This window comes from Pseudomonas sp. GW821-FHT05H12 (genome assembly GCF_059419385.1).
This window is the reverse complement of sequence record NZ_JBWKRS010000001.1, coordinates 132536-157370: the sequence shown is the minus strand read 5'-3', so window position 1 is coordinate 157370 and position 24835 is coordinate 132536. Positions and strand designations below refer to the sequence as shown.

29 protein-coding genes and 1 pseudogene are annotated in these 24835 nt (G+C 58.0%); 11 read left to right on the top strand and 19 right to left on the bottom strand.

Translation table 11 applies throughout. The annotated features are described in order from the left end of the window. Window positions 1-8: 8 nt before the first annotated feature. The gene (locus AC07SU_RS00700) at window positions 9-470 is read left to right on the top strand and encodes a GyrI-like domain-containing protein (protein WP_494995849.1); all 462 of its coding nucleotides are present in this window, start codon (window positions 9-11) and stop codon (window positions 468-470) included. Here the strand turns inward: AC07SU_RS00700 and ada are convergent. The 4 genes from ada to AC07SU_RS00680 all read right to left on the bottom strand — a co-directional run bounded on the left by ada (window position 467) and on the right by AC07SU_RS00680 (window position 2759). Then, on the bottom strand, window positions 467-1519 hold the full coding sequence (gene ada, locus AC07SU_RS00695; protein ID WP_494995848.1) for a bifunctional DNA-binding transcriptional regulator/O6-methylguanine-DNA methyltransferase Ada: 1053 nt from the start codon (window positions 1517-1519) through the stop codon (window positions 467-469). The two genes, AC07SU_RS00700 and ada, sit on opposite strands and share 4 nt — an antisense overlap. A gap of 75 nt (window positions 1520-1594) precedes the next feature. Then, the gene (gene alkB, locus AC07SU_RS00690) at window positions 1595-2260 is read right to left on the bottom strand and encodes a DNA oxidative demethylase AlkB (protein WP_494995847.1); all 666 of its coding nucleotides are present in this window, start codon (window positions 2258-2260) and stop codon (window positions 1595-1597) included. A gap of 3 nt (window positions 2261-2263) precedes the next feature. Beyond that, entirely contained in the window at window positions 2264-2431 is a 168-nt protein-coding gene (locus tag AC07SU_RS00685) for a hypothetical protein (protein ID WP_176996020.1), read from the bottom strand. Window positions 2432-2456: 25 nt separating this feature from the next. Next, window positions 2457-2759 (bottom strand): DUF1883 domain-containing protein, encoded by a 303-nt coding sequence (locus AC07SU_RS00680; RefSeq protein WP_003191319.1) that lies wholly within the window; start codon window positions 2757-2759, stop codon window positions 2457-2459. Between the two features lie 213 nt (window positions 2760-2972). Between AC07SU_RS00680 and AC07SU_RS00675 the strand changes: the two genes are divergently transcribed. The 4 genes and pseudogenes from AC07SU_RS00675 to AC07SU_RS00660 all read left to right on the top strand — a co-directional run bounded on the left by AC07SU_RS00675 (window position 2973) and on the right by AC07SU_RS00660 (window position 5234). Next, the gene (locus tag AC07SU_RS00675) at window positions 2973-3323 is read left to right on the top strand and encodes a hypothetical protein (RefSeq protein WP_176996021.1); all 351 of its coding nucleotides are present in this window, start codon (window positions 2973-2975) and stop codon (window positions 3321-3323) included. A gap of 175 nt (window positions 3324-3498) precedes the next feature. Next, a complete protein-coding gene (locus tag AC07SU_RS00670; protein WP_494995846.1) occupies window positions 3499-4002 on the top strand; it encodes a c-type cytochrome in 504 nt (167 codons plus the stop codon). Next, window positions 3999-4925 (top strand): annotated as a pseudogene (locus tag AC07SU_RS00665) (c-type cytochrome). Before AC07SU_RS00670 ends, AC07SU_RS00665 begins: the two are co-directional and overlap by 4 nt. Window positions 4926-5003: 78 nt before the next feature. Further along, window positions 5004-5234 carry a hypothetical protein gene (locus AC07SU_RS00660; protein ID WP_178920748.1) on the top strand — a complete coding sequence of 77 codons (231 nt, stop codon included), beginning with the start codon at window positions 5004-5006 and terminating at the stop codon, window positions 5232-5234. A gap of 8 nt (window positions 5235-5242) precedes the next feature. Here the strand turns inward: AC07SU_RS00660 and AC07SU_RS00655 are convergent, their stop codons facing one another. The 11 genes from AC07SU_RS00655 to AC07SU_RS00605 all read right to left on the bottom strand — a co-directional run bounded on the left by AC07SU_RS00655 (window position 5243) and on the right by AC07SU_RS00605 (window position 14070). Continuing rightward, entirely contained in the window at window positions 5243-5527 is a 285-nt protein-coding gene (locus AC07SU_RS00655) for a hypothetical protein (RefSeq protein WP_178920750.1), read from the bottom strand. A 136-nt stretch (window positions 5528-5663) separates the two neighbouring features. After that, window positions 5664-6620, bottom strand: a complete 957-nt coding sequence (locus tag AC07SU_RS00650; protein WP_494995845.1) for a fimbrial protein — start codon at window positions 6618-6620, stop codon at window positions 5664-5666. A gap of 71 nt (window positions 6621-6691) precedes the next feature. Then, window positions 6692-7240: a fimbrial protein gene (locus tag AC07SU_RS00645; protein ID WP_178920754.1), complete on the bottom strand. Its 549-nt coding sequence runs from the start codon at window positions 7238-7240 to the stop codon at window positions 6692-6694. A gap of 11 nt (window positions 7241-7251) precedes the next feature. Beyond that, window positions 7252-7731 carry a fimbrial protein gene (locus tag AC07SU_RS00640; protein WP_494995844.1) on the bottom strand — a complete coding sequence of 160 codons (480 nt, stop codon included), beginning with the start codon at window positions 7729-7731 and terminating at the stop codon, window positions 7252-7254. Between the two features lie 13 nt (window positions 7732-7744). Next, the gene (locus tag AC07SU_RS00635; protein ID WP_494996016.1) at window positions 7745-8239 is read right to left on the bottom strand and encodes a fimbrial protein; all 495 of its coding nucleotides are present in this window, start codon (window positions 8237-8239) and stop codon (window positions 7745-7747) included. 10 nt (window positions 8240-8249) lie between these two features. Next, on the bottom strand, window positions 8250-8828 hold the full coding sequence (locus AC07SU_RS00630; protein WP_494995843.1) for a fimbrial protein: 579 nt from the start codon (window positions 8826-8828) through the stop codon (window positions 8250-8252). Window positions 8829-8849: 21 nt separating this feature from the next. Next, window positions 8850-9611 (bottom strand): fimbria/pilus periplasmic chaperone, encoded by a 762-nt coding sequence (locus tag AC07SU_RS00625; RefSeq protein ID WP_494995842.1) that lies wholly within the window; start codon window positions 9609-9611, stop codon window positions 8850-8852. Next, window positions 9608-12217, bottom strand: coding sequence for an outer membrane usher protein (locus AC07SU_RS00620; protein WP_494995841.1), 2610 nt, complete (start codon window positions 12215-12217; stop codon window positions 9608-9610). The genes AC07SU_RS00625 and AC07SU_RS00620 overlap by 4 nt, the downstream gene beginning before the upstream one ends. 19 nt (window positions 12218-12236) lie before the next feature. After that, on the bottom strand, window positions 12237-12788 hold the full coding sequence (locus tag AC07SU_RS00615) for a fimbrial protein (RefSeq protein ID WP_494995840.1): 552 nt from the start codon (window positions 12786-12788) through the stop codon (window positions 12237-12239). A gap of 49 nt (window positions 12789-12837) precedes the next feature. Then, on the bottom strand, window positions 12838-13347 hold the full coding sequence (locus AC07SU_RS00610; protein WP_494996015.1) for a fimbrial protein: 510 nt from the start codon (window positions 13345-13347) through the stop codon (window positions 12838-12840). A gap of 537 nt (window positions 13348-13884) precedes the next feature. Continuing rightward, window positions 13885-14070, bottom strand: a complete 186-nt coding sequence (locus AC07SU_RS00605; protein ID WP_029294643.1) for a hypothetical protein — start codon at window positions 14068-14070, stop codon at window positions 13885-13887. A gap of 307 nt (window positions 14071-14377) precedes the next feature. Here AC07SU_RS00605 and galU point away from each other — a divergent pair, with 307 nt between their 5' ends. Further along, entirely contained in the window at window positions 14378-15217 is an 840-nt protein-coding gene (galU, locus tag AC07SU_RS00600; RefSeq protein ID WP_071484119.1) for a UTP--glucose-1-phosphate uridylyltransferase GalU, read from the top strand. 101 nt (window positions 15218-15318) lie between these two features. Then, the gene (gene gorA / locus AC07SU_RS00595) at window positions 15319-16677 is read left to right on the top strand and encodes a glutathione-disulfide reductase (RefSeq protein WP_494995839.1); all 1359 of its coding nucleotides are present in this window, start codon (window positions 15319-15321) and stop codon (window positions 16675-16677) included. Here gorA and AC07SU_RS00590 read toward each other — a convergent pair whose 3' ends face one another. Beyond that, window positions 16678-17685 carry a DNA-binding protein gene (locus AC07SU_RS00590; protein WP_494995838.1) on the bottom strand — a complete coding sequence of 336 codons (1008 nt, stop codon included), beginning with the start codon at window positions 17683-17685 and terminating at the stop codon, window positions 16678-16680. Window positions 17686-17855: 170 nt separating this feature from the next. Here AC07SU_RS00590 and AC07SU_RS00585 point away from each other — a divergent pair, with 170 nt between their 5' ends. The 3 genes from AC07SU_RS00585 (at window position 17856) to ahpF (ending at window position 21178) form a co-directional block, all read left to right on the top strand. Further along, window positions 17856-18788 (top strand): site-specific integrase, encoded by a 933-nt coding sequence (locus AC07SU_RS00585; RefSeq protein WP_494995837.1) that lies wholly within the window; start codon window positions 17856-17858, stop codon window positions 18786-18788. Between the two features lie 133 nt (window positions 18789-18921). Continuing rightward, window positions 18922-19485, top strand: a complete 564-nt coding sequence (ahpC, locus tag AC07SU_RS00580; protein ID WP_010210361.1) for an alkyl hydroperoxide reductase subunit C — start codon at window positions 18922-18924, stop codon at window positions 19483-19485. A gap of 127 nt (window positions 19486-19612) precedes the next feature. Next, window positions 19613-21178 carry an alkyl hydroperoxide reductase subunit F gene (ahpF, locus tag AC07SU_RS00575; protein WP_176996037.1) on the top strand — a complete coding sequence of 522 codons (1566 nt, stop codon included), beginning with the start codon at window positions 19613-19615 and terminating at the stop codon, window positions 21176-21178. A gap of 117 nt (window positions 21179-21295) precedes the next feature. On the opposite strand, the gene gloA is transcribed toward ahpF, so the two are convergent. Then, window positions 21296-21817: a lactoylglutathione lyase gene (gene gloA / locus AC07SU_RS00570; protein WP_012724171.1), complete on the bottom strand. Its 522-nt coding sequence runs from the start codon at window positions 21815-21817 to the stop codon at window positions 21296-21298. 198 nt (window positions 21818-22015) lie between these two features. Here gloA and AC07SU_RS00565 point away from each other — a divergent pair, with 198 nt between their 5' ends. Further along, window positions 22016-22552, top strand: a complete 537-nt coding sequence (locus AC07SU_RS00565; RefSeq protein ID WP_494996014.1) for a DUF4946 domain-containing protein — start codon at window positions 22016-22018, stop codon at window positions 22550-22552. Window positions 22553-22676: 124 nt separating this feature from the next. On the opposite strand, the gene AC07SU_RS00560 is transcribed toward AC07SU_RS00565, so the two are convergent. Together AC07SU_RS00560 and AC07SU_RS00555 are read right to left on the bottom strand one after the other, a co-directional pair. Then, window positions 22677-23039, bottom strand: a complete 363-nt coding sequence (locus AC07SU_RS00560) for a histone-like nucleoid-structuring protein, MvaT/MvaU family (protein ID WP_176996038.1) — start codon at window positions 23037-23039, stop codon at window positions 22677-22679. 199 nt (window positions 23040-23238) lie between these two features. Further along, window positions 23239-24780, bottom strand: coding sequence for an EAL domain-containing protein (locus AC07SU_RS00555; protein WP_494995836.1), 1542 nt, complete (start codon window positions 24778-24780; stop codon window positions 23239-23241). Between the last annotated feature and the right edge of the window lie 55 nt (window positions 24781-24835).

The following is a 24835-nucleotide window of genomic DNA, read 5'->3' as shown; positions in this document are numbered from 1 at the left end:
AGAAGGCTTTGCACGTCACCAAGGAACAACTGAAGGCAGCATTCACCGTGTCGGGTCTGAAGGTTCGGACACGTAACGCCGATGAATCGCAGCCAGCGAGCGCAAGAATCGGCCCGATGTGGCAGCGGTTTTACAGTGAAGGGTTGTATGAGGCGATCCCCGGTAAACAACCGGGCTCACCGGTCTACGGGGTTTATAGCGGCTATGAATCCGATGCCAGTGGCTTGTTTGATGTGACCGCAGGTGTGGCGACGGACACGCCCGCATCGGGTTTTGAAAGCCTGGTCATCCAGCCGGGGGATTACCTGGTATTTGAAGCACGCGGGCCGATGCCTCAGGCGATTATCACCGCCTGGCAGCAGATCTGGACGTACTTCGAGCAACCTGACGTGCCGGCTCGTGCGTTTGTCACGGACTTTGAGGCTTATCAGGGCCCGGACCTGGCGTTCATCCATATCGGCATTCGCTAGGCTTCGGACGGGCTTTCCCGTTCCAGCAGCTGCCGCTTGCGCTCCACGCCCCAGCGGTAGCCAGACAGGTCACCATTACTGCGCACCACGCGGTGGCACGGAATGGCGACCGCCAGGCTGTTCGCGCCACAGGCCTGGGCCACGGCTCGAAAGGACTTGGGCGCGCCGATTTGCTGGGCGATTTGCGCGTAACTGGCGGTGCTGCCCACCGGAATGGTGCGCAGCGCTTGCCATACCCGTTCTTGAAAGGCTGTACCGCGCAGGTCCAGGGGCAAGTCCAGCCCCAGCGCGGGCGCTTCGATAAAGCCAACGACCTGGGCGATCACTTGTTCAAAGTGTGGGTCAGCCCCCACCAGCTCGGCCTTGGGGAATTGGTCCTGCAGGTCGCGCACCAGTTTGTCGGGGTCGTCCCCCAGCAGGATCGCGCACACGCCGCGCATGCTCTGAGCTACCAGAATCGCGCCCAGTGAGCATTGGCCTACGGCAAACAGGATTTGATTGTTGGTGCCGCCAGCCCGGTAATCGCTGGGTTTCATGCCGAGCAGTTGGTCGGCAGACTCATAAAAACGGCTATTGGAATTGAAACCTGCGTCATACAAGGCGTCGGTGACCGAATGCGGGCCCTTGAGGCTGTTGCGCACTTTGCGCGAGCGATGAGCGCTGGCGTAGCCCTTGGGCGTCAGGCCGGTCACGGCCTTGAATACGCGGTGGAAGTGAAAGGGGCTCAGGCCGGCCTGTTTGGACAGGGTTTCCAAGTCAGGGGGCGTTTCGGCTTGCTCGATCAGCCGGCAAGCGTCAGCGACCAGCCGGGCATGGTGCAGGGCAACTTGAGTCTGGTCGCCGGCGGCCCGTTTACTCGGGCGATAACCTGCTGCTTCGGCTTGTTCGCCGGTGTCGAAGAACTCAATGTTTTCCGGGCGTGGCAGGCGGGAAGAGCTGCTGGGGCGGCAATACACACCGGTGGTTTTTACGCCGTAGACAAACTGCGTATCGGCCTTGGGGTCGCGGGCCACGATGGCGGCCCAGCGGGGATCTTGTTCGTTGCTCATGGCCAGCACTCTTGACGGTTCATGGGCAGGTTAGCGGGGCTGACCGTTCCTGGCACTCTGAACCTTGCGGTCAAATCAGCCCGCGGTGCGAAATGTCAGGTTGATGCGCTGGGGGCCCATGACGGGATGCGTGCCGTCCTTGATCGGCATCACGCCGTGGAAACGCAGGCGGTCGACGCCACCCCAAACCACCACATCGCCATGGAACAGCGAGATTTTCTGCGTCTTATCGCTGCGTTCATGACCACCGAACAGGAAGATCGCCGGCAAGCCAAGGGACACGGACACCACCGGGGCATCGTAGCGGCGCTCGTTCTTGTCTTGATGCAACGACATCTTGGCGCCCGGCACATACCGGTTGATCAGGCAGGCATCAGGGGAGAAATCGTTGAACCCGGCCTCGGCGGCCGCCTGCACGGCCAGTTGGCGCAACGCTTCCGGCAAGGCGGGCCAGGGTTGCTGGTTGCGTGGGTCAAGCGGGCTGTAACGGTAGCCGCTGGCGTCCGTCGTCCAGCCCAGTTCGCCGCAACTGCTCAGCGCCGCCGACATGGTAAAGCCACCGGGCGTGGTCATTTTACGAAAGGGTGACTGGGCCAGGATGCGGCGTAGTTCAGGCAGAAGCCGGTCGATCCAGGGCAGTGCTTGGCCCCTGAGCACGTAGGACTCTGCGCCAATCTGTTCGCGCCCTGCGGGTTGTTGCAGGGCTTCTTCAGCAAACAGATCGGCTGTAGGGCCGGGCATGGCTTACAGCGCCTTGCTCACGTTGATGTCGGTAATTTCATCGGTGGTGTCGTGAATTTTAGCCAGGGCTTGCTTGGCTTCTTCTACGCTGTTGCTCTGCAGTTGCGCGAATTCGAAGCGACGTTCGCCGTTGAGTTTGTATTTGATGACGTATTTGGTCGTGGTGTTCACAGCGGTTTCCTGTCGAATATGCGGATCAGCTCAGCTTGGAGCTAGTGCGACGAACGATGCGGATCTTGTGGGACAACGCAGGTTTGCGGGTGACACTGATGGCGCGGCGTGTGACCACGTCCAGGGTAATGTTCCAAAAACCGGTGCTGGGTGCGGTGATCTTGGCCGGGAACTTGTCGAAGGCGCCGCCGTGGTAGGTGTGACGACCACCGTTTTTGAAGCTGCGAAAATTCGCATCGCTCATCAGACGGATATTACAGGTCTGCGAGCATTCGATGACGACAATGTCTCCCTCGTTGAGGTGCTCACGCTGGTGGATGAATTTCATGAGGGTGTCTCCAGAAGGGCTTTTTCTGAAAAATCAGAATGATACGTAGGTTAAGATAGAGTTTATCAGCCCCAGCGCGTTTATTATCGGGCCGTCGTCGACGACTTCGACAATTTAAAACAGTTATTTACCGAGTTATCAGGGATAAATCCTACTTTGGCGGGAGAAAATTACCATCCCCGCTGTCGTAGGGTCTTTATCGGAGGTTTTTGTATGAAGTGGAGTGTGTTGGTTCTGGCCTTGGCAATAGGTGGGTGTGCTTCGGTTGCAGATATCAAGCAGACCCCGCCGACGTTGTCGGTCATTTCCGGGAAGAAACCACAGGAATATGCCGCCTGTGTCGTGCGTAAGTTGTCGACGACTCGCCGGCCTCCACAGATCGAGCCCCACAAGGATGGTGTGCAGGTAATTGTGCCGCAGAAGTATTCGGCTGACCCTTCGGCGATCTTCGAGATTGAAGAACGCTCCAGCGGCAGTAGCATCAAGCTCTATGAGAGCATGGCCAACGTGCCTATCCGCCCAGGTGACGTGAAAAAAGCCGGTGAGGATTGCATTTCCGGCTGATTCCCCGCGTTTCACCCATGCGCCAACATCCGATAAAGAAGCCCGGCCCCGCTGTTGTGGGGCCGGGCTTTTTAATGCATGAGGTTTGACGGTTATCGTCAGCGGATCATTACCCTACCACTTGTAGGCGTATGCGCTTAAGGCCTAAGCATATAACTATAAGAATGGAGTCGTGATGATTCGTTTGAGCGAGTTCTGCTGGGAGGTGCGCTGCTGTTGCTTGGCCGAGTATGTGCGCAAGCAGTTGGCAGATTTCAGCAGCGGGGAGCGCATCAATCCGGTGATGCAGCCGCTGGCCAAAGTCCTGACCGAGGCGGAAATTTCTGCACTCAGCCTAACATTGGCGGCGATGCCTGCGCCCGTATCCGCAACCGTGCACCGTAGCGAAATGCCGAGTACTGCTGCGCAAAAGCTTGCTTTGCAAGGGGCGTGGGAGCGGCAAGTTCCTGCGTGTGTCAGTTGTCACGGGCCTGCAGGTGCCGGTGTGGGAAGTGCATTCCCGCCGCTGGCAGGTCAGCCGGCCGCCTATCTGAGCGCACAATTGGTCGCCGGGCAGGCAGGCACGCGGCGCAATGACCCCAATGACCTGATGGGGCACATCGCCAAGGCGCTGACCCCGGAAGAAGTGCAGGGGGGCGCGCAGTATTTCGCGTCGCTGCACCAGGAGGTCAAGCCATGAAGGCCTTCAGGTTTGCACCCGTATTCGCCTTGCTGATTTCACTGCCGACGCATGCGGCAACGGTCGCCATGGAAGCCCAGTCGCAGTCGCAGTTGCACCCAACCGCATCGCCTGTCTCTGCTACGTTCCAGCCGCCCCAAGAAAGTGAATTGCCTGACAACGCCTACGGCAAGCTCGTTAGGCAGGGTTACGCCTTGTTTGTGGACACCAAGCGGTTGGCACCGCAATTTGTCGGCAACGGCCTCAACTGCAGCAACTGCCACCTGGACCAGGGCCGGCTGGCCAATTCGGCACCGCTGTGGGGCGCTTATCCGATGTACCCGGCCTATCGAAAAAAGAACGACAAGGTCAATACCTTTGCCGATCGTCTGCAAGGCTGTTTCCAGTTCAGCATGAACGGTGGCACACCGCCTGCGGCAGATAGCCCCGAAATTACCGCGCTGTCGGTGTACGCCTATTGGTTGGCCAGCAAGGCGCCCTTGGGTGTCGAGCTGCCGGGACGAGGTTACCCGGACGTGGCGCCCCCCGCCAAAGGCTAAAGCCTGGCCCGGGGCGCCGAGGTGTACAAAGACCAGTGTGCGGTGTGCCATGGCGGCGAAGGGCAGGGACAAAAGGGTGGCGACAGCTACGTCATGCCACCGTTGTGGGGTAAAGACTCCTACAATTGGGGCGCAGGCATGCACCGTTTCAATACGGCGGCGTCCTTCATCAAGCACAACATGCCGCTGGGCAAGGGTGGCAGCCTGAGTGATGAGCAGGCCTGGGACGTGGCGGCCTACCTCAACAGCCACGAGCGGCCGCAAGACCCATGGTTGATAGAGGGCTCGGTCGAGAAAACCCGTGTGAAGTTTCACGCCAATGACGGCGTCAATCTGTACGGGCAAACCGTTGAAGGCGTGCTGATCGGGCAGGGCATCCGTTAAACTGTCGGGTAATGCATACAAAAATGCCGCGCAACCTTAAGGTTTGCGCGGCATTTGTCTTTAAATCGGGAAAACCTAATGAAACGTGAACACGTCAGGGCGCGCCATGCCGACGGCCAGATCTCAGCCACCCATGTCATCCAGAACCCGGCTGACCTGGGTGAATGGATCGTGTTTTTCAAGAAGAGCGGCGGGCGTAGTTACTTCTTGGTGGACGAGCAGGACGAGGTAGAATCATTTGCGCGCCTGGATGAGCTGATCGAAACCCTGCGCGGGCTCGGCATCAAGTTCGCCGAAATCCACCTGTAGCCTATGGCTTACTTGCAAACCACCACCACGCTGCGGCTTTTGTAGTTGCCCACGTCCTTGCCCAGGGTCTTGTCGTCCTCTTTGAGCGATGGCGTGCCTTCAGTGCCGACGATGCGGTAACCGGTGCCGGCGCAGGAAGCATCTGCCTTTTCATAGCAACTGGCCCAGGAATTGGCTTCGCCGGAACAGTCGATGGTCAGGCCTTGTTCGCCGTTCTTCAGGTACGTATCGGAGGTGGTGGTGCAGCCGGTCATCAGGACCAGTGCTGCAGTCAGCGTCAGTATCTTGTTCATGGTGGGGTCGTCGTCGAGGTATTGGAGGGGCGCTGACACTGTCGTGGGGCGGTCGTGCGAGATTATAGCCATCTGCCACATACGCAGTCTCCAGAATAAACGCCTTCGACTGCGTAGCTTCGGCCGTTGATGGGCGTTACGGCACGCCCATCACCAGTACACCACTGCCGCTGACGGCGCCGGCAGCGGGTAGCGACCCATTGCGTCGAACCAGGGTGAACATCACATCATCCCCACCCACGCTGTTGGTGATCTGTGTCCGGAATGAGCCGTTGACCTGAACCGCAGCCCCCGAACGGACCATAGCGGTACCCACGTTCGGGTTCGTCATACTCAGCAGACGTGTGTCGAATGACGAAGGTGTTCCTTTGTAGGTGATAGTGATCGGTGTCGTGATTCCCCCATCGGGGCACGAGTAAGTGAGCCTGCGGTTGCTGCGGATGGGGCTCGTCAGCGGGTCGGTGCCTATCTGTCGCTGCTGGACGGTGCCGAAGTCCACCGTGATCGGGTTGTTGTTATTGATCGTGCAGGTTGACGGCGAAACAGTAAAGTTGTTAGCCGACGTGTAAGTGACAGTGAGTTGCGGTCTCGAAGCGTCCCAGTTGTTCGAGCTGGTGAGACGTAACAGGCCGAGATTATCCCCGACACGGACATTGATAGGGTTCGACGGACTGTTACGCATCAGAATATAGGGGGTGATATTGATAGGATAAACGCCACCGTTGTTGGGCATGGTCGCGACCAGGATGCCGCTCAGGACCGGGGTGTTGTAGAAGGTCCCATTGATTCGCAGCCCGGTCCTTTCAAAGGAAAACTTGGGGCCGGGAGTCCACGGAGTGCCTGAACTATTGCCTGTTGCCCAATTGTCCTGACCCCACGCCGGACCCTGGCCAGGTGAGTATCGACATTCCAGCCTTGCGCCTTCGAGCATGATCCTGGTTTTGTCTGGGGTCAGCGTGACCGTAACGGGAACTTGCAGGTTGGGATTTCCCGTCTGCCATGCGCCACCATTCACCCTGCAGTCAACGGCCTGTGCAGTCGGAGCCAAACCAAGCAGCGTAAGAAGCATGCTTTTTTTATATAGTCGTTTCATTTTATTTCTCGTTGCTCCTCTCCCCGGAAGGCTAAATCCGCCCGGCGAGAGGTGAGGTTTGTCTGGGGCTGTTACGGATAGTCCAGCGTAAACGTTGACGTCACCGTATATCTGCCGTGCCCGATGGTTTGGTCCCGGATCGCATCCGGTTCGCCCTGCACATAGGCTTTGAGCTCAATCACATTGCTGCCGGTACTCAACACCTGTTTGTCGCTGACGGTGTTGACGGGTAAAGGTTTATTGCCCGGGGTTTCTATACCAAGGCCAATCCCCGTGGCGCCGCTGCCACCATCGAGTGCGAACAAGCCTGGCAACTTAGTGTTTTCCGTACCGCTGAGCAGGAGGGTGACCGAGTCGCCAATCGTGGTGTCGCAGTTCTCCAGATGCACCCTGAACCCCTTACCCTGGGTGCGCGTATTGAGGTAGAGGTGCTTGCTGGTGACGTCCCAGAGTTCCAGCGTGATCGCATCGTCACCCGGGCGAATCGTGCAAGCCTCTTCCACCAGGTTGCCCTTGAAGCTCAGGTTGTCTGCCGCAGACCCCTTGTCCGGCAAGCCGAAGGTCATCAATAACGCGAGCCAGGCACACGACCACTTTTTATGATCCATTTCAAATCGCATAGACGTGGTTCCTACTGGTATTCAGCCAACAGCGTGGCCACCGCTGCAAACCGTGTGGGGGCCAGCGTTGCACCGGCTTGTTTGACGGGCACGACGTCCAATGTCGGCGGTGTCGACAAAGTAATGTTCATGGGCGTGTTGAGTGGAAACGGCACGTTATTCTGAAAGACCCGGATACCCAGCGCCGGCACATTGGTCTGTGCCGCGGCGCCATCAAATGCCGTGGGTGTGCCGTTGACGCTCAACTTAAGGGCCCAAGGCAGGGTGGCCGGCCCACAGCTGATAGTGTAGGGGACCGATTTGCGGTACTTCACACCGTCGACGCGCTTTACGGCCACATCGCCAAAGTCCACTTCAATCGTGTTGCCTGCATCAATGGTGCAAGGCGGCGGCTCGTTCAAGGTTCCGCTGAACGTCAGGTTGGCCGATGCACCACTGCACAGGCCGATGGAGCACAAGGCGAGCAATGCTCGCTGTTGCCAGCATCTCATTGATCAATCCTCTTCATTGATAATCGACCAGCAGAGTGGCGGTCGCATCAAATGCCCCCCCGGTCAGTTTGCTGCCCGCACGTTTGACCGGCACCGCCTGCACGACTGGGATGTTTGGGTAGGTAAAGTTAACCACCCTGTTCAGCGGCCAGGCAGCACCATTGACGAACAGCTTTACGCCAAGATCGGCTTTGCGAGTCATGAGCACGGCACTGTCAAACGCCGCTCCCGCTCCCCTGAGCTCCAGAGTCAGCGCATTGCTGAAGGGGGAATTGCAGGTGACGGTGTAAGGCACATCTCGACGGTAATTGACGCCGTCCACTCGCGACGTCAGAAGGTCATTGCCAAACGGTACATTGAGCGTGGTGCCGCTGTTGATGACACAGGGCGGGGGCGCAATGATGACCGCGCGAATGGTCAGGCTGGTCTCGGCCTGCACACCCTGGCAAACAGCCCATAGCAGGCTGCCTCCCATAAGAGCGGCCCGGGGGCCAGTTGATTTCGCCATCGTCGCGCCCTTACTCATAGTTGAGCCTGAAATCCACCACGGCCCTGAATGCCCCACTGCTCAATTGAGCGGAGGTGCGCGTAGGCTGGACCTTCCAGGTCTGGGTATTACTGCCCAGAGGAAGGAACAGAGGTTCGCCCCTTGAGCCCAGCTGTACATCGCGCCCCAAGGCATCGGTCAATTGCAGGCCCATTCCGCTGATGCCTTGTACTTTGACTAACCGGGGGTCATCGGCATCAGCCGGCGCATAAAACGCTACCGACACCACCGGCTGGAATGCGCTCCACACCAGGTTTCCCATGCGTTCACTGCGGATGCCGCCGGCTTTGCGTTGGCAATCGGCAAAACGTAACTGGAACGCGATCGGGTTGGCCTGGTCGCCAGGGCGCTGCAATTGGCTGGTCGAAAAGGCCCCCAGATCGATGGCTTGATGCAGTGATGTCATTTCCAGGCTGCAAGGGGTTTCGTGCATGGACCCACTAATGTTCAACATTCCGCTCATACCCTCGACATCATCCTCCTGAGCCTGTGCTCCCCCCATAGAGGTCAGCAGCAGAGCGCCCAGGACCTTCATGCTATGCAACTTCATGACGTTCTCCGGTGCCTGGCACTACTCATTAAGTGATGGTGCTTGCGCGTTGACCTTGCAGGTGTTGCCACTGCAGGTGAAAGCCATCAGTGGGCGTCCACCGTAATCGTTCACATAGGCCAAATGCGGAGTTTCGCCGAGCGCCTTGGCGCTAGGCCCCAGGGCCAGCGAGCCTTTCGGGGGGATCATCAGCGGTTCAAAATCGGGCAAGGTTTTGCCGTCCTTGGCGCTGCGCGCATCGACCAGGGTGACGTAGTAGGGCGTCGGGTTGTTCACCTGGTAGCGCTCGCCTTCGCGAGTGAGGGTCAGCTTTTCCTGCCACGGGTTGGACAAGTCTTGCTGGGTCGGCGCAATGGCTTGCGGCCGGTAGAACAACTTGATTCGGGTCTGCAGCGCGATTTGCAGGGTGTTGGGTTTGTCACTGCGTGGAGGGATTTCCCGCAAATTGAAGTAGTAGACCGTCTCTCGATCCTGCGGCAATGTCTTGGCGGCCGGTAAGGCTTGCACTTTCAGCTGGCTTTGTTTTCCCGGCTCCAACCGTTGGACCGGTGGCAACACGATCAAGGGGGACGTGATTTTTTTACCCGCTTCATCCTCAATCCACCCCTGGGCCAAATACGGCAATTGGGTGTTGTTGTTGGTGATATTCACGCTGGTAGCGTCTTTGCCACCATCAAAGATCACGCGGGTTCGGTCCAGGCCCACCGCAGCGTTGGCGTTGTGGCTCAAACCCAGCGCCAATAAGGTGAGGGCCTGACAGGTGAAACGTGTGTTGAGGTTCATGAGGATGTGTTCTCCGTTTTGGCACGCTTGCCGGTCAACGTCGCGGGCTCAGGTAAGGATTGATCAGCGGCCACCATCCGGCAGCCCAGTTGCAGGGCATCGCTCAAACCGTCAGCGGGCAACACGTCGGGGAGGTTGAGGATGCAGCGTTCGGTGCCCCCCCAACTGACGACCATTTGTCCGCCGGCCTGAATGCCACTCAGGTACACGCTGCCGCCATCGTTCACGATGCCGGTGTCCTGTTGTTTTACGTTTTTCACGGTGGCGCCAAAGGGCGGTGAACTGCCATCGGGCAGGCGAAGAACGGCCATGGCTTTTTCACCGGCGATCACCGGCAGGGACCGGTAACCGATAGCACCTTCGGTGAGCGTCAGCTGTGTGACGGATTGAGTGGCTTCGACATTGCTCGGCAAGTTCTCCAGGTCGACGCTGGCGGCCGTGCGCAAATAGCTGGCTACGTCGACGATCACGGCTTTGCCGAAGGCGTTACTGCGGGTCGGCGTGCCGTAACCGCGCACGGGTACACCGGGTACACCGCCGGTGTCAACCATCAGGCGGGTTCCGCCAGTACTGTTGGTGCGATGCAGTGCTGCGCCATGCGGCGTGAGCGTGCCACCGCCGCGAGCCGATACGCTGAGTGTTGAGTAACCGCCTTCCTGCTTGCTTGCGGCCAGGTCAACGTCAGCCAAATTGCCGATATGATTCAAGTAACCACTGGCGGACTTGTCGCTGGCGCTGATCTGGTAACTGTTGCGTTCATCCAGGCGATCGTTGTAGCGCGTGCCGAGGCTGTTCTTGCCTGAAACGCGGTTGGCGTCCATCGACAGTGTGCCGGTGGGCCCAAACGGCAGGCTGACCGTCAACGAGACACCGTTGTCCTTGTAGTTGTAGTCCTGGGTGCGATGAAGATTCAGGGACACGTTCAGGTTTTTGACGGTACCTACATCGAAGTAGCGAGATGCCGACAGGTTCCAACGCTGGGTGGCCGAGCGCCCCCAGTAGGTTTGTTTGTTGTAGCTGGCGTACACCGTGGCCCCTAAGTCACGAAACTGCTTATTCACCGTCGCGGTATACAACGCCTTGCTATCACCGATTGGTCTCCAGCTTTTCAGAAGGTCGCCGTTGGCGTCGCGCCCGGCGAGTTCGCCATTCATGCCGTAATGACGAGCGTCCAGGTATTCGCTCATGCTCAGGTAGTTCTTCTCGGAAAACCGATACCCAGCAAAGGTGACTTGGCTGTCGTACTCCTCGAAATGCTTGGAATATTGAAGGCGGTACGATTTGCCCGAGAGCGACTCACCCCATACTTGTGCACGAGATTGAGTGACATCCAGCGAGAGCGCACCGAAGGCCAACAAGTCGCGGCCAACCCCGGCAGACAGCGCGCCGTAGTTGTTATCCGTGATACCGCCGCCATACAGCGACCAGCCGTTACTGACACCCCACGAAAATTCACCCGTGCCGAAAAAGTCACCCTCGGCGCCGTACTGCAGATTGGACGGACGCCCCGTCGCGACTTTGTAGCGAATATGCCCTGGACGCGTGAGGTATGGCACCCCAGCCGTATCGAACTGGAACGTCTGTACTGAACCATCCTGCTCTTCCACCCGCACATCCAGGCGGCCGGTCACGGCATCATTGAGGTCTTGAATGCGAAAAGGACCTGCTGCGACCAACGTTTCATACAGCACGCGGCCTTGTTGGCTGACGATGACCTTGGCATTGGTCTTGGCCACGCCCACTACCTCAGGGGCATAGCCACGCAAGTTGGGCGGCAACTGGCTTTCATCCGAATTGAGCGCGGCACCGGTGAAGCGGAAGCTGTCGAACAGATCCGAATACAGGTAGTTTTCACCCACGATCAGCCGGGCCTGCAATTGCGGGATGGCTCGATAAGCGTAGTAACGGCTCCACTCCAGCCGCTGACGGCGCTGGGCCGAGTCGGCTCGGTCAGGGTCGACACGGCCTTGCCAGTCAGCCCGCAAACGCCACGCACCGGCATTGGCCCCCACCGTTCCGTTACCACTGAAGTTGGTACGGGTCCCATCATTCTTCTGGTAGCCGGTTTGCGCCGTCATGTTGTAGTCAATCAGCAGGCCAGACACCCCTTCGTCCCAGCGAGAAGGGGGGTCCCAATTAATGGCGCTGTATTCAAGATAAGCGTGGGGCAAATTAATATTGAGTGTGGAAGTTGCCAGATCACCACTGACTTCCGCTCCGGTCAGCTCCTGAATATCCAGGCACTCACCCTGTTTCCACCAGTTGAGTTTTTTAATGCTTGAAGATTTCAAACCTAATTGCTCAACTATGTTTTGCGATAAGCAAGCCTGGCTCCCTTTAGGATCATCGTCGGGTGGGTAAAACGCGACGGACTGTTCTGTTATAGGTTGGTTGTTAATCTGTACGGTCATTGAATACGTGCCCGGCAGAATGAACCCGCTGCGTGCAAATTGGGACAAGTCAATGTTGGAACGATCACTGAGATCAAGAACGTCAGTATTAAATTCGATATCCCCAGCGCCCAGTGCAGTCCCTGTCATGGTTATCAAGCCGCCAAATACTAAACTTGGGCGTAATGTATTTTTTATCTTCGATGCATTCAGCATAAAAGCAACCCATCAATGTTCAAAAGTATTCCAACCTGAATCGCACCGCGGCACTGTGCGCACCGGGCAATAACTGCAACCCATTGCCGACCAGGCGAAGCGTGTAGTTCAGTGTCATGTCACCCTCATTCAAGGGGTGTGGGGCCATGCGCTCGCCCGGGACACTTTCCTGGCCTGTGGAATCCCAAATATGAAACGCCACGCCTTGGGACAAACCTGTGGCAGCGAAGGAACGACCGCCCCGGTCGGGGGTGCCATCAAACGTCACCCGCAGATGTTCCCAGTCGGGCAGCGTTGCGCCCGGGCGATTCGGGTCGGGGCGTGTCAATGAACAATTGACCAGGCGCAGTTGAAAGGGGTGTGGCGCGCCCAGCGTATTTCGCAACAGCCGGCCGATGGGTTCGGGAGGCATTTCGATTGTCTGATCGACGCTGGACAGCTCCAGCCCGCAGGCGGAATCAATGATCTCTCCGCCCAACGTCACAATCCCGTCGCCTTGACCCTGGGCAAGTACGTGACCGATGGACATCATCAGTGAGCTGGTAATAGCGAGGTTTTTGAATGTTTTCACCGTTATCTCCCGCCAGTTCCCCCCGCCACTGTGGTGGCGGGGGGGATACTCACTGATAAGCCAGGGTGAAATTGGTGACTGCGGTGAAATCCCCGGGGACGACGTCGCCCGTGGCCGCACCCTGCACATAGGCACCGAACTCCAAGGTGTTTTCACCGGCGACAATGGCCTGCGGGCGAGTCGGTGTACCCAGGTCGATAGGCGCGCCACCATGGGTCATCATGATGCCAATGTTGCCTGCGCCCCCGACGGTGCCGATCGCACCAGGAACCACGGTCGATGGGGCTGCCGTGAAGGTGGTCGTTACCGTGTTGTCGGTAAGGCCAGTCAGGTCGCAGCCTTCAAGTTCAATGCGTACAGGCCGGGCGCTGGATTTGCCTCCGGCTTGCAGTTGATGCTTTGCGATGGCCCCCAAGTTAACTGATTGATCTACGGATTCAGGCTTGATAGAACAGGCGCCAGAGTGAACCGAGCCGTAAAACGTAACGGTTCCATCCGCTGCTTGAACGGCAGGCATCGATCCCATCAACAGCCCGAGAGACAACAGCGCAGTTTTCATTTCAGTTTTCATTTGCAAAGACCCATCTATAAGTGAAAGTCATCAGTCAATCCCGTCACAGTTGCGTGCAGGACTTTCCAGGCATACTGCAAGGGTCGATACCCTTGCGACGCTGGTGTTAATGCTTCGGGCCAGTCCTCGACTTGAACGTGGGAATGGTTGAGTTTTCCAACTAGTTGTATTGCCTGATCGGAATTTTTCCGAAGCCAGGCAATTGTCTGGGCTGCACTTTAAAAAGTAAGTCGCCGGATTCTCTTAGTTGCGTAGCCTGGATGTATCGGAATGTGTAGGTGGATTATGGCAGTTTGCCAAAACTCGAGGTTTGACTGTAGGATATTAACTACGCGGCGATTGTGGGGTGCGGTTTATATGTTTTGTTAGTTGTAAGAATGGGATGACAGTTTTGTGAATGCAATAGTGGCTTATGCATTCATTCCAACTAACGTGCGGTGCTGGGGGGGAGGTTGAACGCAGCGATAAACGAATGCGCACAAAAAAGCCCCGATCAACGGGGCTTTCTATGCGCGACCTTTAAGCTTACTTACCCTTGGGCCGTTTGCTCGACGCGTGGCCTGCTTCATCCACGAACACTTCAGCGACCGCAATCGCCTGGCTTTCGGTCGCGAAAGCACCGGCAACGCTGTCGCCGTGGAAGTTGATCAGGTGCCAGCCGTCTGCTCGCTTCGTGATCAAGTAGCCGTTTACGCCTTTTGGTTCGGACATCTATCAATCTCGTGGTCTGGTTCAAGCGGGCCATGATAGCGCCAAATGCCATGGGAAAGCGTAAGTTGTTGCAGGTCAGTGCTGCGCACCCAAAAGCATGCTAAAACGGTTGCAGCCCTTTAGATACAGGGGTAAAGGATGATTTTGCCGTGGTGCAAGTGAAGCTCTTCGTAGGATTAGCGGAACTTACGCCGACATTTTTTCTCTATGATGACATCGCAACGCCAGCAGGACCCATTGTAAGGTGACTGCGGCCTGATTAGACTGCGCCGAATTCCGTACGCACAGCCCTTTAGTAAGGACTTATATGATCAAGAAATGCTTGTTCCCAGCAGCCGGTTACGGCACTCGCTTCTTGCCAGCGACCAAAGCCATGCCCAAAGAGATGCTGCCGGTGGTGAACAAGCCACTGATTCAGTACGGCGTCGAAGAGGCACTGGATGCCGGCCTGAACGAAATCTCCATCGTGACCGGCCGTGGTAAGCGCGCGCTGGAAGACCACTTCGACATCAGCTACGAGCTGGAAAACCAGATCAAGGGCACCGACAAGGAAAAATACCTGGTCGGCATCCGTCGTCTGCTGGACGAGTGTTCGTTCTCCTACACCCGCCAGACCCAGATGAAAGGCCTGGGCCACGCAATCCTGACTGGCCGTCCGCTGATCGGTGACGAACCATTCGCCGTGGTATTGGCGGATGACCTGTGCGTCAACCTGGACGGTAAAGGCGTGCTGGAGCAGATGGTTGATCTGTACAAGAAGTACCGCTGCACCATCGTTGCGGTCCAGGAAGTGGACCCTTCGGAAACCAATAAATACGGTGTGATCGCGGGCGACGAAATCGGCGATGGCCTGATCCGCGTACGTGACATGGTTGAGAAACCAGCCCCGGAAGATGCCCCGTCGAACCTGGCGATCATTGGTCGCTACATCCTGACCCCGGACATCTTCAAGCTGATCGAAGAAACCGAGCCAGGCAAGGGTGGTGAAATCCAGATCACCGACGCCCTGTTGAAGCAAGCCAAAGACGGTTGCGTGATTGCCTACAAGTTCAAAGGCAAGCGTTTCGACTGCGGTGGCGCTGAAGGCTACATCGAAGCGACCAACTTCTGCTTCGAGCATTTCTACAAGACCGGCAAGGCCTACTGAGTTCAGTCAGCCCCGCCAAGTAAAAAGCCACCTTCGGGTGGCTTTTTCGTTTTTCAGCCCCACGTAAGTCGGTATGCTGATGTCCTGCCGAGGAGAGTGAAATGGCCTACGATTTTGACCTGTATGTAATTGGCGCCGGTTCCGGCGGTGTTCGTGCTGCACGCTTTGCTGCGGGCTTTGGTGCCAAGGTGGCGGTAGCCGAAAGCCGCTATCTGGGCGGCACGTGTGTAAACGTCGGTTGCGTACCGAAAAAACTGTTGGTGTACGGCGCACATTTCGCCGAAGACTTCGAGCAGGCCAGCGGGTTTGGCTGGTCGCTGGGGGAGGCAAACTTTGATTGGGCGACCCTGATCGCCAACAAGGATCGCGAAATCAACCGCCTCAATGGCATCTACCGCAACCTGCTGGTCAATAGCGGCGTGACCTTGCATGAAGGCCATGCGCGCCTGGTCGACCCGCACCAGGTGGAAATCAATGGCGAGCGTTTCACCGCCAGGCACATCTTGATTGCCACTGGTGGCTGGCCACAGATCCCGGAGATCCCGGGGCGCGAGCACGCCATCGGCTCCAACGAAGCGTTCTTCCTGAAAGAGCTGCCAAAGCGCGTGTTGGTGGTGGGTGGCGGCTACATCGCCGTCGAGTTCGCCGGCATTTTCCACGGGCTGGGCGCGCAGACCTCGCTGCTGTATCGCGGCGATCTGTTCCTGCGTGGCTTTGATGGCTCGGTGCGCACGCACCTGAAGGAAGAGTTGACCAAGCGTGGCCTGGACCTGCAATTCAACGCAGACATCGAGCGCATCGACAAACAAGCGGACGGCAGCCTCAAGGCCACCCTCAAGGACGGTCGTGTACTGGAAGCCGATTGCGTGTTCTATGCCACCGGCCGCCGCCCGATGCTGGATAACCTGGGGCTGGAAAACACTGGCGTCAAATTGGACAAGCGCGGCTTCGTTGAAGTGGATGACCTGTACCAGACCGCCGAGTCGTCGATCCTGGCCATCGGTGATGTGATCGGTCGCGTACAGTTGACGCCGGTTGCCCTGGCCGAAGGCATGGCCGTGGCGCGTCGCCTGTTCAAGCCTGAGCAGTACCGCCCGGTGGATTACGCCATGATCCCGACGGCGGTGTTCAGCTTGCCGAACATCGGCACGGTGGGCTTGACCGAAGAAGAGGCGAAGAAGAACGGCCACAACGTGCAGGTCTTCGAAAGCCGCTTCCGGCCGATGAAGCTGACCCTGACCGACTGCCAGGAAAAAACCTTGATGAAGCTGGTGGTAGACGCTGACACCGACAAGGTGCTGGGTTGCCACATGGTCGGCCCCGACGCCGGCGAGATAGTGCAGGGCCTGGCGATCGCGCTCAAGGCGGGCGCGACCAAGCGGCATTTCGATGAAACCATCGGCGTGCACCCGACGGCGGCGGAAGAGTTCGTCACTATGCGCACGCCTGTGGCCGGCTGATCAGGCTGGCGGTGTCTGCTCTGGCACCGTTGCAACGACGGCCGCCAGACGCAGCGCCTCGATACTGGCCTGGGCCTTGATCAGGTCCAGTTCCAGCGTTTTATTGGCCTGCTGGTGAGTTGCCAGCGCCTCTTGGCGCGACTGACTTTCCAGCACGGCAACGCGTAAGCGCTCCTGGAGCAGGGTGCGTTCGCTGTCGATCTGGCTGACCTGTTCGCTCAATTTGAGCTGCTGGGCCTGGTCTTTTCGGGTTTGCTCTTGCAGCGCAGCCAATTCTTTCGCGGTGACCCGGTGCTCGATCAGCAGTCGCTCGTTGTCGCGGTGCAACTGTGTGATTTCGTCCTGGCGCACCAACGCGCTCTGCTGGGTCTGGCGCAGTTCTGCCTGGACCTGCTGCAACTGCCCCTCATGGCGGCGCTGCTCCTGCTCACGTTGATCCTTGATGGCGTTGCGGTAGTGCTCGAGCGCGTCCCGGGCGTGCAGGTGCTTTTCTTCCAGTGAGCGAATCTGCTCGTCCTTGTCGTTGACCCGCAACTCATAGTCGCTGCAGGCCTGGCTCAGCCCGGCATTGCGAGTCTGTTCGGTTTGCAGGCTGGTGCTGGTGGTTTGCAGGGCGGCGCTTTCTTCGGCCAGGGCGGCGGCTTGAATATCAAATTGCTGCTTGAGCTGGCCGTGGACTGCTTCCAGCGTTTCCAGCTGGGCGAGCAGGGCGGCTTTGTGTTGCTCGAATTGTGCGAGGGCCAGGTCGATAGGCTCCTGGGCCTTTTCTTTCAGGCGTTGGGCCAGCCGCGCCACCAGTTCGCCAAGCTCGTCGTCGATGGGTGCCTCGGTGATGGTCAGGCGGGTTTCGCTCTCGTCCAGTTCCTTCAGGTACCGATGAATCGTAGTTTTCGAGCCCGTGTTGCCCATCTCGATGCGTACCGCGTCGATGCTGGGGTTCTCGCCGCGGGCCAGGATGGCCAGGCGTGCTGTTTGAACGACCGCTTTGTTTATACCGCCGCGCGCCATGGGGTCTCCGTCGATTTGATAATGTGGTACGTGGTATGTAGTTACATACTATAACATTAATAAAAACCGATTAAAAATCATGATTTAACAGATGGGATATTGGCGTATTATCCCGTGTCATGCGTGTTTTTCCGCCCGCAGCGCCCAATAGCCGAACGAATAGGCCCCTCATGAGCGATCTGGACCGTTATCTCAACGCCGCCACCCGCGACAACACCCGCCGCAGCTACCGTGCCGCCATCGAGCATTTTGAAGTGAGCTGGGGCGGGTTCCTGCCCGCCACCAGCGACAGCGTGGCGCGTTACCTGGTGGCGCATGCCGGGGTGCTGGCGGTCAACACTTTGAAGTTGCGGCTGTCAGCATTGGCGCAGTGGCACACCAGTCAGGGGTTTCCGGACCCGACCAAGGCGCCAATGGTGCGTAAGGTGCTCAAAGGGATTCGCGCGGTGCACCCTGCGCGGGAAAAACAGGCCGAGCCTTTGCAGCTCAAGCATCTGGAGCAGGTGGTTGCCTCTTTAGAGGACGAAGCGAAGGCGGCGAGTGACGCTCAGGATTCGTCCCGTTTGCTGCGCGCCAAGCGCGACACCGCACTGATCTTGCTCGGGTTCTGGCGAGGCTTTCGTAGCGATGAGCTCTGTCGCCTGGAAATCCAACACGTTCAAGCAGTGCCGGGAGCTGGCATCAGCCTGTACCTGCCGCGCAGCAAGAGCGACCGTGAGAACCTTGGCAAGACTTATCAAACGCCGGCCCTGTTGCGGCTTTGCCCGGTGCAGGCCTACAGCGAGTGGCTCAGCGCCTCGGCACTGGTGCGCGGCCCGGTGTTCCGGGCGATTGATCGCTGGGGCAACCTGGGCGAGGAGGGGTTGCATCCCAACAGTGTCATCCCACTGTTACGCCAGGCCCTGGAGCGAGCGGGTATTGCTGCGGATCAATACACCAGCCACTCACTGCGTCGGGGCTTCGCCACCTGGGCCCATCGCAGCGGCTGGGATCTGAAGTCGCTGATGAGTTACGTCGGCTGGAACGACATGAAATCCGCCATGCGCTATGTTGAAGCGACGCCCTTTCTTGGCATGACGCTGGCTACCCAGCCGTTGATTTGAGATTTCTTCTATTAATACAGTTACCTGATAGGGAAAACCAATCGTCAGCATCAGGTTTGCCAATGAGCCATCGGGCCAGAGAGTGGGTAGGATTCACTTCATCAACTTCTTAACCCCTGACGGAGAGTCAACGATGCCTATCATCAACAGCCAAGTAAAACCGTTCAAAGCGACTGCATACAAAAACGGCAACTTCGTAGATGTGTCCGACGCTGACCTGAAAGGCAAGTGGTCCGTTGTGTTCTTCTACCCAGCCGACTTCACCTTCGTTTGCCCAACCGAACTGGAAGACCTGGCTGACAACTACGCCGAATTCCAGAAACTGGGCGTCGAAATCTACAGCGTTTCCACCGACACCCACTTCGCCCACGCTGCCTGGCACAACACTTCGCCAGCCATCGGCAAAATCCAGTACACCATGATCGGCGACCCAACCCTGACCATCTCTCGCAACTTCGACGTGCTGATCGAAGAAGCTGGCCTGGCAGACCGCGGTACGTTCGTGATCAACCCAGAAGGTCAGATCAAGATCGTTGAGCTGAACGACGGTGGTGTTGGCCGTGACGCTTCCGAACTGCTGCGCAAAATCAAAGCGGCCCAGTACGTCGCTGCCCACCCAGGCGAAGTGTGCCCAGCCAAGTGGAAAGAAGGCGAGGCCACTCTGGCGCCGTCCCTGGACCTGGTCGGCAAGATCTAAGTCTGTGAAGTCGCAAGGGCGGTACGCCGCACTTAAGTAAGCTGCATCCGCCCCCAAAACGCCCGGGCGAGATTCGCTCGGGCGTTTTTTTGTCTGCAATAAACCGAATTAATAGGAAATCGCCCGTATGTTGGACGCCAATCTTAAAGCTCAGTTGAAGTCATACCTGGAACGGGTCACCCAGCCGATCGAGATCGTCGCCTCCCTTGATGACGGCGCGAAATCCCAGGAAATGCTTGCCCTTTTGCAGGACGTTGTCAGCCTCACCACGCTGATTACCCTGAAAACCGATGGCAATGATGCGCGCAAGCCGTCGTTCTCCATCAACCGCCCGGGTGCCGAGATCAGCCTGCGTTTTGCCGGCATCCCTATGGGCCATGAATTCACTTCGTTGGTGTTGGCCCTGCTGCAAGTCGGTGGCCACCCGTCGAAGGCCAGTGTTGAAGTGATTGAGCAGATCCGTGCCCTCAAGGGCGAGTTCAACTTCGAGACTTACTTCTCGCTGTCCTGCCAGAACTGCCCGGACGTGGTCCAGGCGCTGAACCTGATGGCCGTGCTCAACCCGAACATCCGCCACGTCGCCATCGACGGTGCGCTGTTCCAGGCTGAAGTCGACGAACGCCAGATCATGGCGGTACCGAGCGTGTACCTCAATGGCGTGAACTTCGGCCAGGGCCGCATGGGCCTGGAAGAAATCCTCGCCAAACTGGACACCAGCGGTATCGAAAAAGCTGCCGAGAAAATCAGCGCCAAAGACGCCTTTGATGTACTCGTCGTCGGCGGTGGCCCAGCCGGTTCTTCCGCAGCCATCTACGCTGCCCGTAAAGGCATCCGTACCGGCGTCGCCGCTGAGCGCTTTGGCGGTCAGGTGCTGGACACCATGTCCATCGAGAACTTCATCTCGGTACAGGAAACCGAAGGCCCTAAATTGGCCAGCGCCCTGGAAGCCCACGTGCGTCAGTACGACGTGGACATCATGAATCTGCAGCGTGCCAGTGCTCTTGTCCCTGCGAAAAACGCCGGCGACCTGCACGAAATTCGCTTCGAAAGCGGTGCGACCCTCAAGTCCAAGACTGTGATTTTGGCCACCGGTGCCCGCTGGCGTGAAATGGGTGTGCCGGGCGAGCAAGAATACAAAGCCAAAGGCGTGTGCTTCTGCCCGCATTGTGATGGTCCGTTGTTCAAGGGCAAGCGTGTGGCGGTGATCGGCGGCGGTAACTCCGGCGTTGAAGCAGCCATCGACCTGGCCGGTATCGTCAGCCACGTCACCTTGCTGGAGTTCGACAGCAAGTTGCGCGCCGACGCTGTATTGCAGCGCAAGCTGTACAGCCTGCCGAACGTGGACGTGATCACCAGCGCCCTGACCAGTGAAGTCAAAGGTGACGGTCAAAAAGTCACGGGTCTGGCCTACAAGGATCGCGACAGCGGTGAGTTCAAGACCATCGACCTGGAAGGGATCTTTGTGCAGATCGGCCTGTTGCCCAACACCGACTGGCTCAAAGGCACCGTGGAACTGACGCCACGTGGCGAGATCATTGTGGATGCCCGCGGCGAGACTTCACTGCCCGGCGTGTTCGCTGCCGGTGACGTCACGACGGTACCGTACAAGCAGATCGTGATTGCAGTAGGCGAGGGCGCAAAGGCTTCCCTCAGTGCCTTCGATCACCTCATCCGCACGTCTGCCCCGGCCTGATTCGGCCATAAACAAAAAGCCCCGTGAGCAATCACGGGGCTTTTTGCTGTCCGTAGGAGCCGGCTTGCCGGCGATGGCGATTTCAAAATTGCCATCGCCAGCAAGGGGGTATACAGGTTACAGCGGTGCAGGCTGGATGATCTCAACCCAGTACGCATCCGGGTCCTTGATGAACGCCAGGCTTTTCATGCGGCCATCGCTCAGGCGCTTCTGGAAGTCGCAACCCAGGGCTTCGAAACGTTCGCACGCCGCCACGATATCCGGCACCGAAATGCAGATATGGCCAAAGCCGCGTGGGTCGGTGTTGCCGTTATGGTAGGCGAAGTCGGCGTCGTTCTCGGTGCCGTGGTTGTGAGTCAGTTCCAGGATGCCCGGAATCGACTTCATCCACTGGGTGCGCTCGGCGGCGTCGGCTGGGATCTGGGATTTGTCCACCAGGGCCAGGAAGTACAGGCTGAATTCGGCTTCCGGGAAGTCGCGCTTTTCCACCAGGGAGAAGCCCAGGACGCGGGTATAGAAGTCCAGGGATTTGGTGATGTCCTTGACCCGCAACATGGTGTGGTTGAACACGAAGTTCGCTGTGGCGGTGTCAGGTTGGGCAGTGACGCCCGGGAAAGTGTTCAGTTCGTGCAGGCTCATGGGCCCTCCAGAAAAAAATGGGGCAAACGCGGCTCCAGTGACAGGAGCGTTCCCTTGGCTTGCGGCTGGCATCCGTGCAGCGTGGTCATGATACGCAACGCTCGCCTATGGCGCCAAATGAAAAAGGTCACGCGGCGCTTGCGGCCTGTTGCGCTCGGGGCTCAAACTTTGAGGCTTGAACCTCTGGTGTTTTTGGCAATGATTGAGTTCCGTAAATCTCTGTTGAGTTCCTTGTGCCTGCTGTTGGGCAGTCCGTTTGTACTGGCGGCCGACCCGGAAATCCATTGGCCCAGTGGTTGGCAAGTGGAAGAAGTGGTGCCGGATGATCAAGCACCCGCCACGCCCGCAACCGTGTCGCGTCAACGCGCAATCAAAAACGATGAAAACGGCACCACGTTGATGGTCATGGAGTTGACAGGAACCCCCATCGAGGCCGGACATAAAGTTAATCTTCAAGGTGTGCTGCTGGAAATGCGCAAATCCATCCAGAAGGACTTTGCCCAAGGCGGTTATCAAAGCGTGTGCAGCAAGATGCACCCTTCGACATTGAGCCATCTTGATGCGCTGGAAACCACTTGTGTGATTACCGAGAACGGTCGGCATGTGCTGTCGCAAACACTAGTGGGCGCCGTGGATGCCGATAAAGCGTATGTGTTTTCGTACGCCGGCCAGGCACAAGCCTATGAGGCAAGCAAAGATGAAGTCAGTGCGGTGCGCGAAAGCCTGAAACTTTAAGCCGGCGCTCGTCGATTGTGAAAGAGATGAACTGTTAGTTAAGTTCGATTCCGAACATGAGTAGACTCCGCACCGAAAAATAAAAAGCCCCGCATCTGCGGGGCTCTTTATTAGTGCGTTGCGATCAGCCGCGAAGCCAAGAGTCTACAGTGGCGGCGCCATACTGTTCTTTCCAGGCCTTCAGGCCGCGGTGGTTGCCGCCTTTGGTCTCGATCAACTCGCCGGTGTGCGGGTTGTGGTAAACCTTGACCACGCGTGCGCGGCGCTGTTTAGGCGCGGCGGCAACAGCAGAAGCCTTGCCCGGGTTAGGGTCAAGAATGGAAATGATGTCACGCAAGCCTTTGCCGTAGGTCTTCATCAGCGCTTGAAGCTTTTCTTCGAATTCGATTTCTTTCTTCAGGCCGGCGTCGTTCTTCAGGGATTCCAGCTGGGCAAGCTGCTCTTGAAGGGCTTTTTCTGCTGCGCGAAATTCGGCGAGTCTGGACAAAATCTGTACTCCAATAGTGTATTTGGCTGATATCAACTGCAGACAACGCTATAAGCCAAGAGCGTTAAAGTGACTCAAAGAAAGAAACCTTTCTGCGAGTTCTGCACAGGCACGAAAAATTGTAGTAGTTAATTCACCACGAGTAAATCATGACTTTTGTCGAAATAACACGCTTTCATCAAAGGTGCTAGATGGCTATTCAATGGCTGCTCAGTGATTTAATGAACTCATCACACGGAAGAGGCCGTCCGAACAGATAACCCTGCAGGAAATCCACACCTTGAGCCGCCAAATATTCGCATTGCTCGGTTGTTTCCACGCCCTCGGCAACGATCCCCAGGTCGAGTTTGCCGGACAGTTCAATGATGCTGTCCAGAATATGCCGGGAGAGCGCATCGGCACCGATCATTGCGACAAAGCTTTGGTCGATCTTCAAGTAGTCCACATTGAAGTTACGCAAGTAACCCAGGCTTGAGTGGCCGGTGCCGAAGTCATCGATAGCGATCATCACGCCCAGTTCATGCAAAGCATCGAATAGCTGGCGTGTGATGTCGGTAGGCTCGATCAACTCGCGCTCGGTCAACTCGAGCACCAGCGTGACCTGGCCTGGTGTAAAGGCCGCAAGGAACTCGCGACAGTCGTCTACCAGCGCGAGGTCCTGACAGTGCCGCGCGGTGATGTTCACGCCCACGTGAAAACCGGGCGAGAAACGCTCGGCGTGGGGGGCCAATTGAGCGGCGGTCTGACGCAGGAGCGACCGGGTCATGGGCACGATCAAGCCGGAATGCTCAGCCAACGGAATAAACAGGTCGGGGCGCACCAGGCCTTCCTTCGGGTGTTGCCAGCGCATCAACACTTCGCAACCGGCCCATTGGCGAGTGTCGCCACGTACCACCGGCTGGAAGTAAGGGATGAACTCGTTGGCCCCCAAAGCCCGCTGCAACTCGTGGGTCGGTGCCGATGAGCGTTTTTGCAGCCAGTGCGCAAGCACGCCAGCCAATACACCAAAGAACACCAGCAGGCTGAACAGCGCGGGGTAGCGGGCTTCCATATAACGCCACACCTCGCCGGCCGGCATACCGGCGTCCACACTGTAGTGATAACGCGACGACACAAGATGATGGTGGGCCACCGGAAACTCCGGTACCTGGCTGTCATGCACCTTGCCATCGGCGTCCAGCCAGTTGGGGCCCACTTGCAGGACCAGGTGCGCGTAGCGGCTGATCAGGCGCAGGGCGTTGGTCAGGTGGTAACCGTCGATCGACGCAAATGCGGCTTTATCGCCATCCACCAACCGATACACCAGCAGCGCGGTATCGGGCGTGACCGGGTTGCCATTCATCAACCACAGCGTGCCATCAACGTAATCGTCCGGATTGACCGCCGACTCGTAGTTGCCGCCAAACAGCGAGGTGCAATAGATGTTTTTCTTCCACGACAGGGTCGTGGCTCGCACGAAGGGGCGGCGGGTCACCTGTTCGCGCAGCGCCAATTGCGCACCGCTGTCACACGGCTGGCCGGCCAATGGCAACAAGGCCTGGGCGGCGAGATAGGTATTGTCCAGCATCAGGTCGAATTGGCGTACAGCCTCGCGCGCGGTCTGGGCGGTGCTCAATTGCAAGGTGCGCTCGGCTTGCCAGTGCAGGATCACCACGCCCAAGGCGATGGGTAACAGGCCGCTGAGCAGGGTGATCAAGTAGCGCGTGGCGCGTTTTCGCGGGCCTGTGACGGTGAGGGGCATGGACGATGCGGCCTGTGGCTGGGATAGGACGATGATAGATGGCCCGGGCTGATTA

Coding starts and splice junctions, on each gene's coding strand:
- AC07SU_RS00670 (WP_494995846.1), top strand. CDS start 3,499: ATGATTCGTTTGAGCGAGTTCTGCTGGGAGGTGCGCTGCTGTTGCTTG.
- AC07SU_RS00675 (WP_176996021.1), top strand. CDS start 2,973: ATGAAGTGGAGTGTGTTGGTTCTGGCCTTGGCAATAGGTGGGTGTGCT.
- AC07SU_RS00625 (WP_494995842.1), bottom strand. CDS start 9,611: ATGAACCTCAACACACGTTTCACCTGTCAGGCCCTCACCTTATTGGCG.
- AC07SU_RS00640 (WP_494995844.1), bottom strand. CDS start 7,731: ATGAGATGCTGGCAACAGCGAGCATTGCTCGCCTTGTGCTCCATCGGC.
- gloA (WP_012724171.1), bottom strand. CDS start 21,817: ATGAGCCTGCACGAACTGAACACTTTCCCGGGCGTCACTGCCCAACCT.
- AC07SU_RS00630 (WP_494995843.1), bottom strand. CDS start 8,828: ATGAAGTTGCATAGCATGAAGGTCCTGGGCGCTCTGCTGCTGACCTCT.
- AC07SU_RS00555 (WP_494995836.1), bottom strand. CDS start 24,780: ATGCCCCTCACCGTCACAGGCCCGCGAAAACGCGCCACGCGCTACTTG.
- AC07SU_RS00645 (WP_178920754.1), bottom strand. CDS start 7,240: ATGCGATTTGAAATGGATCATAAAAAGTGGTCGTGTGCCTGGCTCGCG.
- ahpF (WP_176996037.1), top strand. CDS start 19,613: ATGTTGGACGCCAATCTTAAAGCTCAGTTGAAGTCATACCTGGAACGG.
- AC07SU_RS00605 (WP_029294643.1), bottom strand. CDS start 14,070: ATGTCCGAACCAAAAGGCGTAAACGGCTACTTGATCACGAAGCGAGCA.
- alkB (WP_494995847.1), bottom strand. CDS start 2,260: ATGCCCGGCCCTACAGCCGATCTGTTTGCTGAAGAAGCCCTGCAACAA.
- AC07SU_RS00610 (WP_494996015.1), bottom strand. CDS start 13,347: ATGAAAACTGCGCTGTTGTCTCTCGGGCTGTTGATGGGATCGATGCCT.
- ahpC (WP_010210361.1), top strand. CDS start 18,922: ATGCCTATCATCAACAGCCAAGTAAAACCGTTCAAAGCGACTGCATAC.
- AC07SU_RS00655 (WP_178920750.1), bottom strand. CDS start 5,527: ATGAACAAGATACTGACGCTGACTGCAGCACTGGTCCTGATGACCGGC.
- AC07SU_RS00590 (WP_494995838.1), bottom strand. CDS start 17,685: ATGGCGCGCGGCGGTATAAACAAAGCGGTCGTTCAAACAGCACGCCTG.
- AC07SU_RS00660 (WP_178920748.1), top strand. CDS start 5,004: ATGAAACGTGAACACGTCAGGGCGCGCCATGCCGACGGCCAGATCTCA.
- ada (WP_494995848.1), bottom strand. CDS start 1,519: ATGAGCAACGAACAAGATCCCCGCTGGGCCGCCATCGTGGCCCGCGAC.
- AC07SU_RS00585 (WP_494995837.1), top strand. CDS start 17,856: ATGAGCGATCTGGACCGTTATCTCAACGCCGCCACCCGCGACAACACC.
- AC07SU_RS00620 (WP_494995841.1), bottom strand. CDS start 12,217: ATGCTGAATGCATCGAAGATAAAAAATACATTACGCCCAAGTTTAGTA.
- AC07SU_RS00680 (WP_003191319.1), bottom strand. CDS start 2,759: ATGAAATTCATCCACCAGCGTGAGCACCTCAACGAGGGAGACATTGTC.
- galU (WP_071484119.1), top strand. CDS start 14,378: ATGATCAAGAAATGCTTGTTCCCAGCAGCCGGTTACGGCACTCGCTTC.
- gorA (WP_494995839.1), top strand. CDS start 15,319: ATGGCCTACGATTTTGACCTGTATGTAATTGGCGCCGGTTCCGGCGGT.
- AC07SU_RS00635 (WP_494996016.1), bottom strand. CDS start 8,239: ATGGCGAAATCAACTGGCCCCCGGGCCGCTCTTATGGGAGGCAGCCTG.
- AC07SU_RS00565 (WP_494996014.1), top strand. CDS start 22,016: ATGATTGAGTTCCGTAAATCTCTGTTGAGTTCCTTGTGCCTGCTGTTG.
- AC07SU_RS00650 (WP_494995845.1), bottom strand. CDS start 6,620: ATGAAACGACTATATAAAAAAAGCATGCTTCTTACGCTGCTTGGTTTG.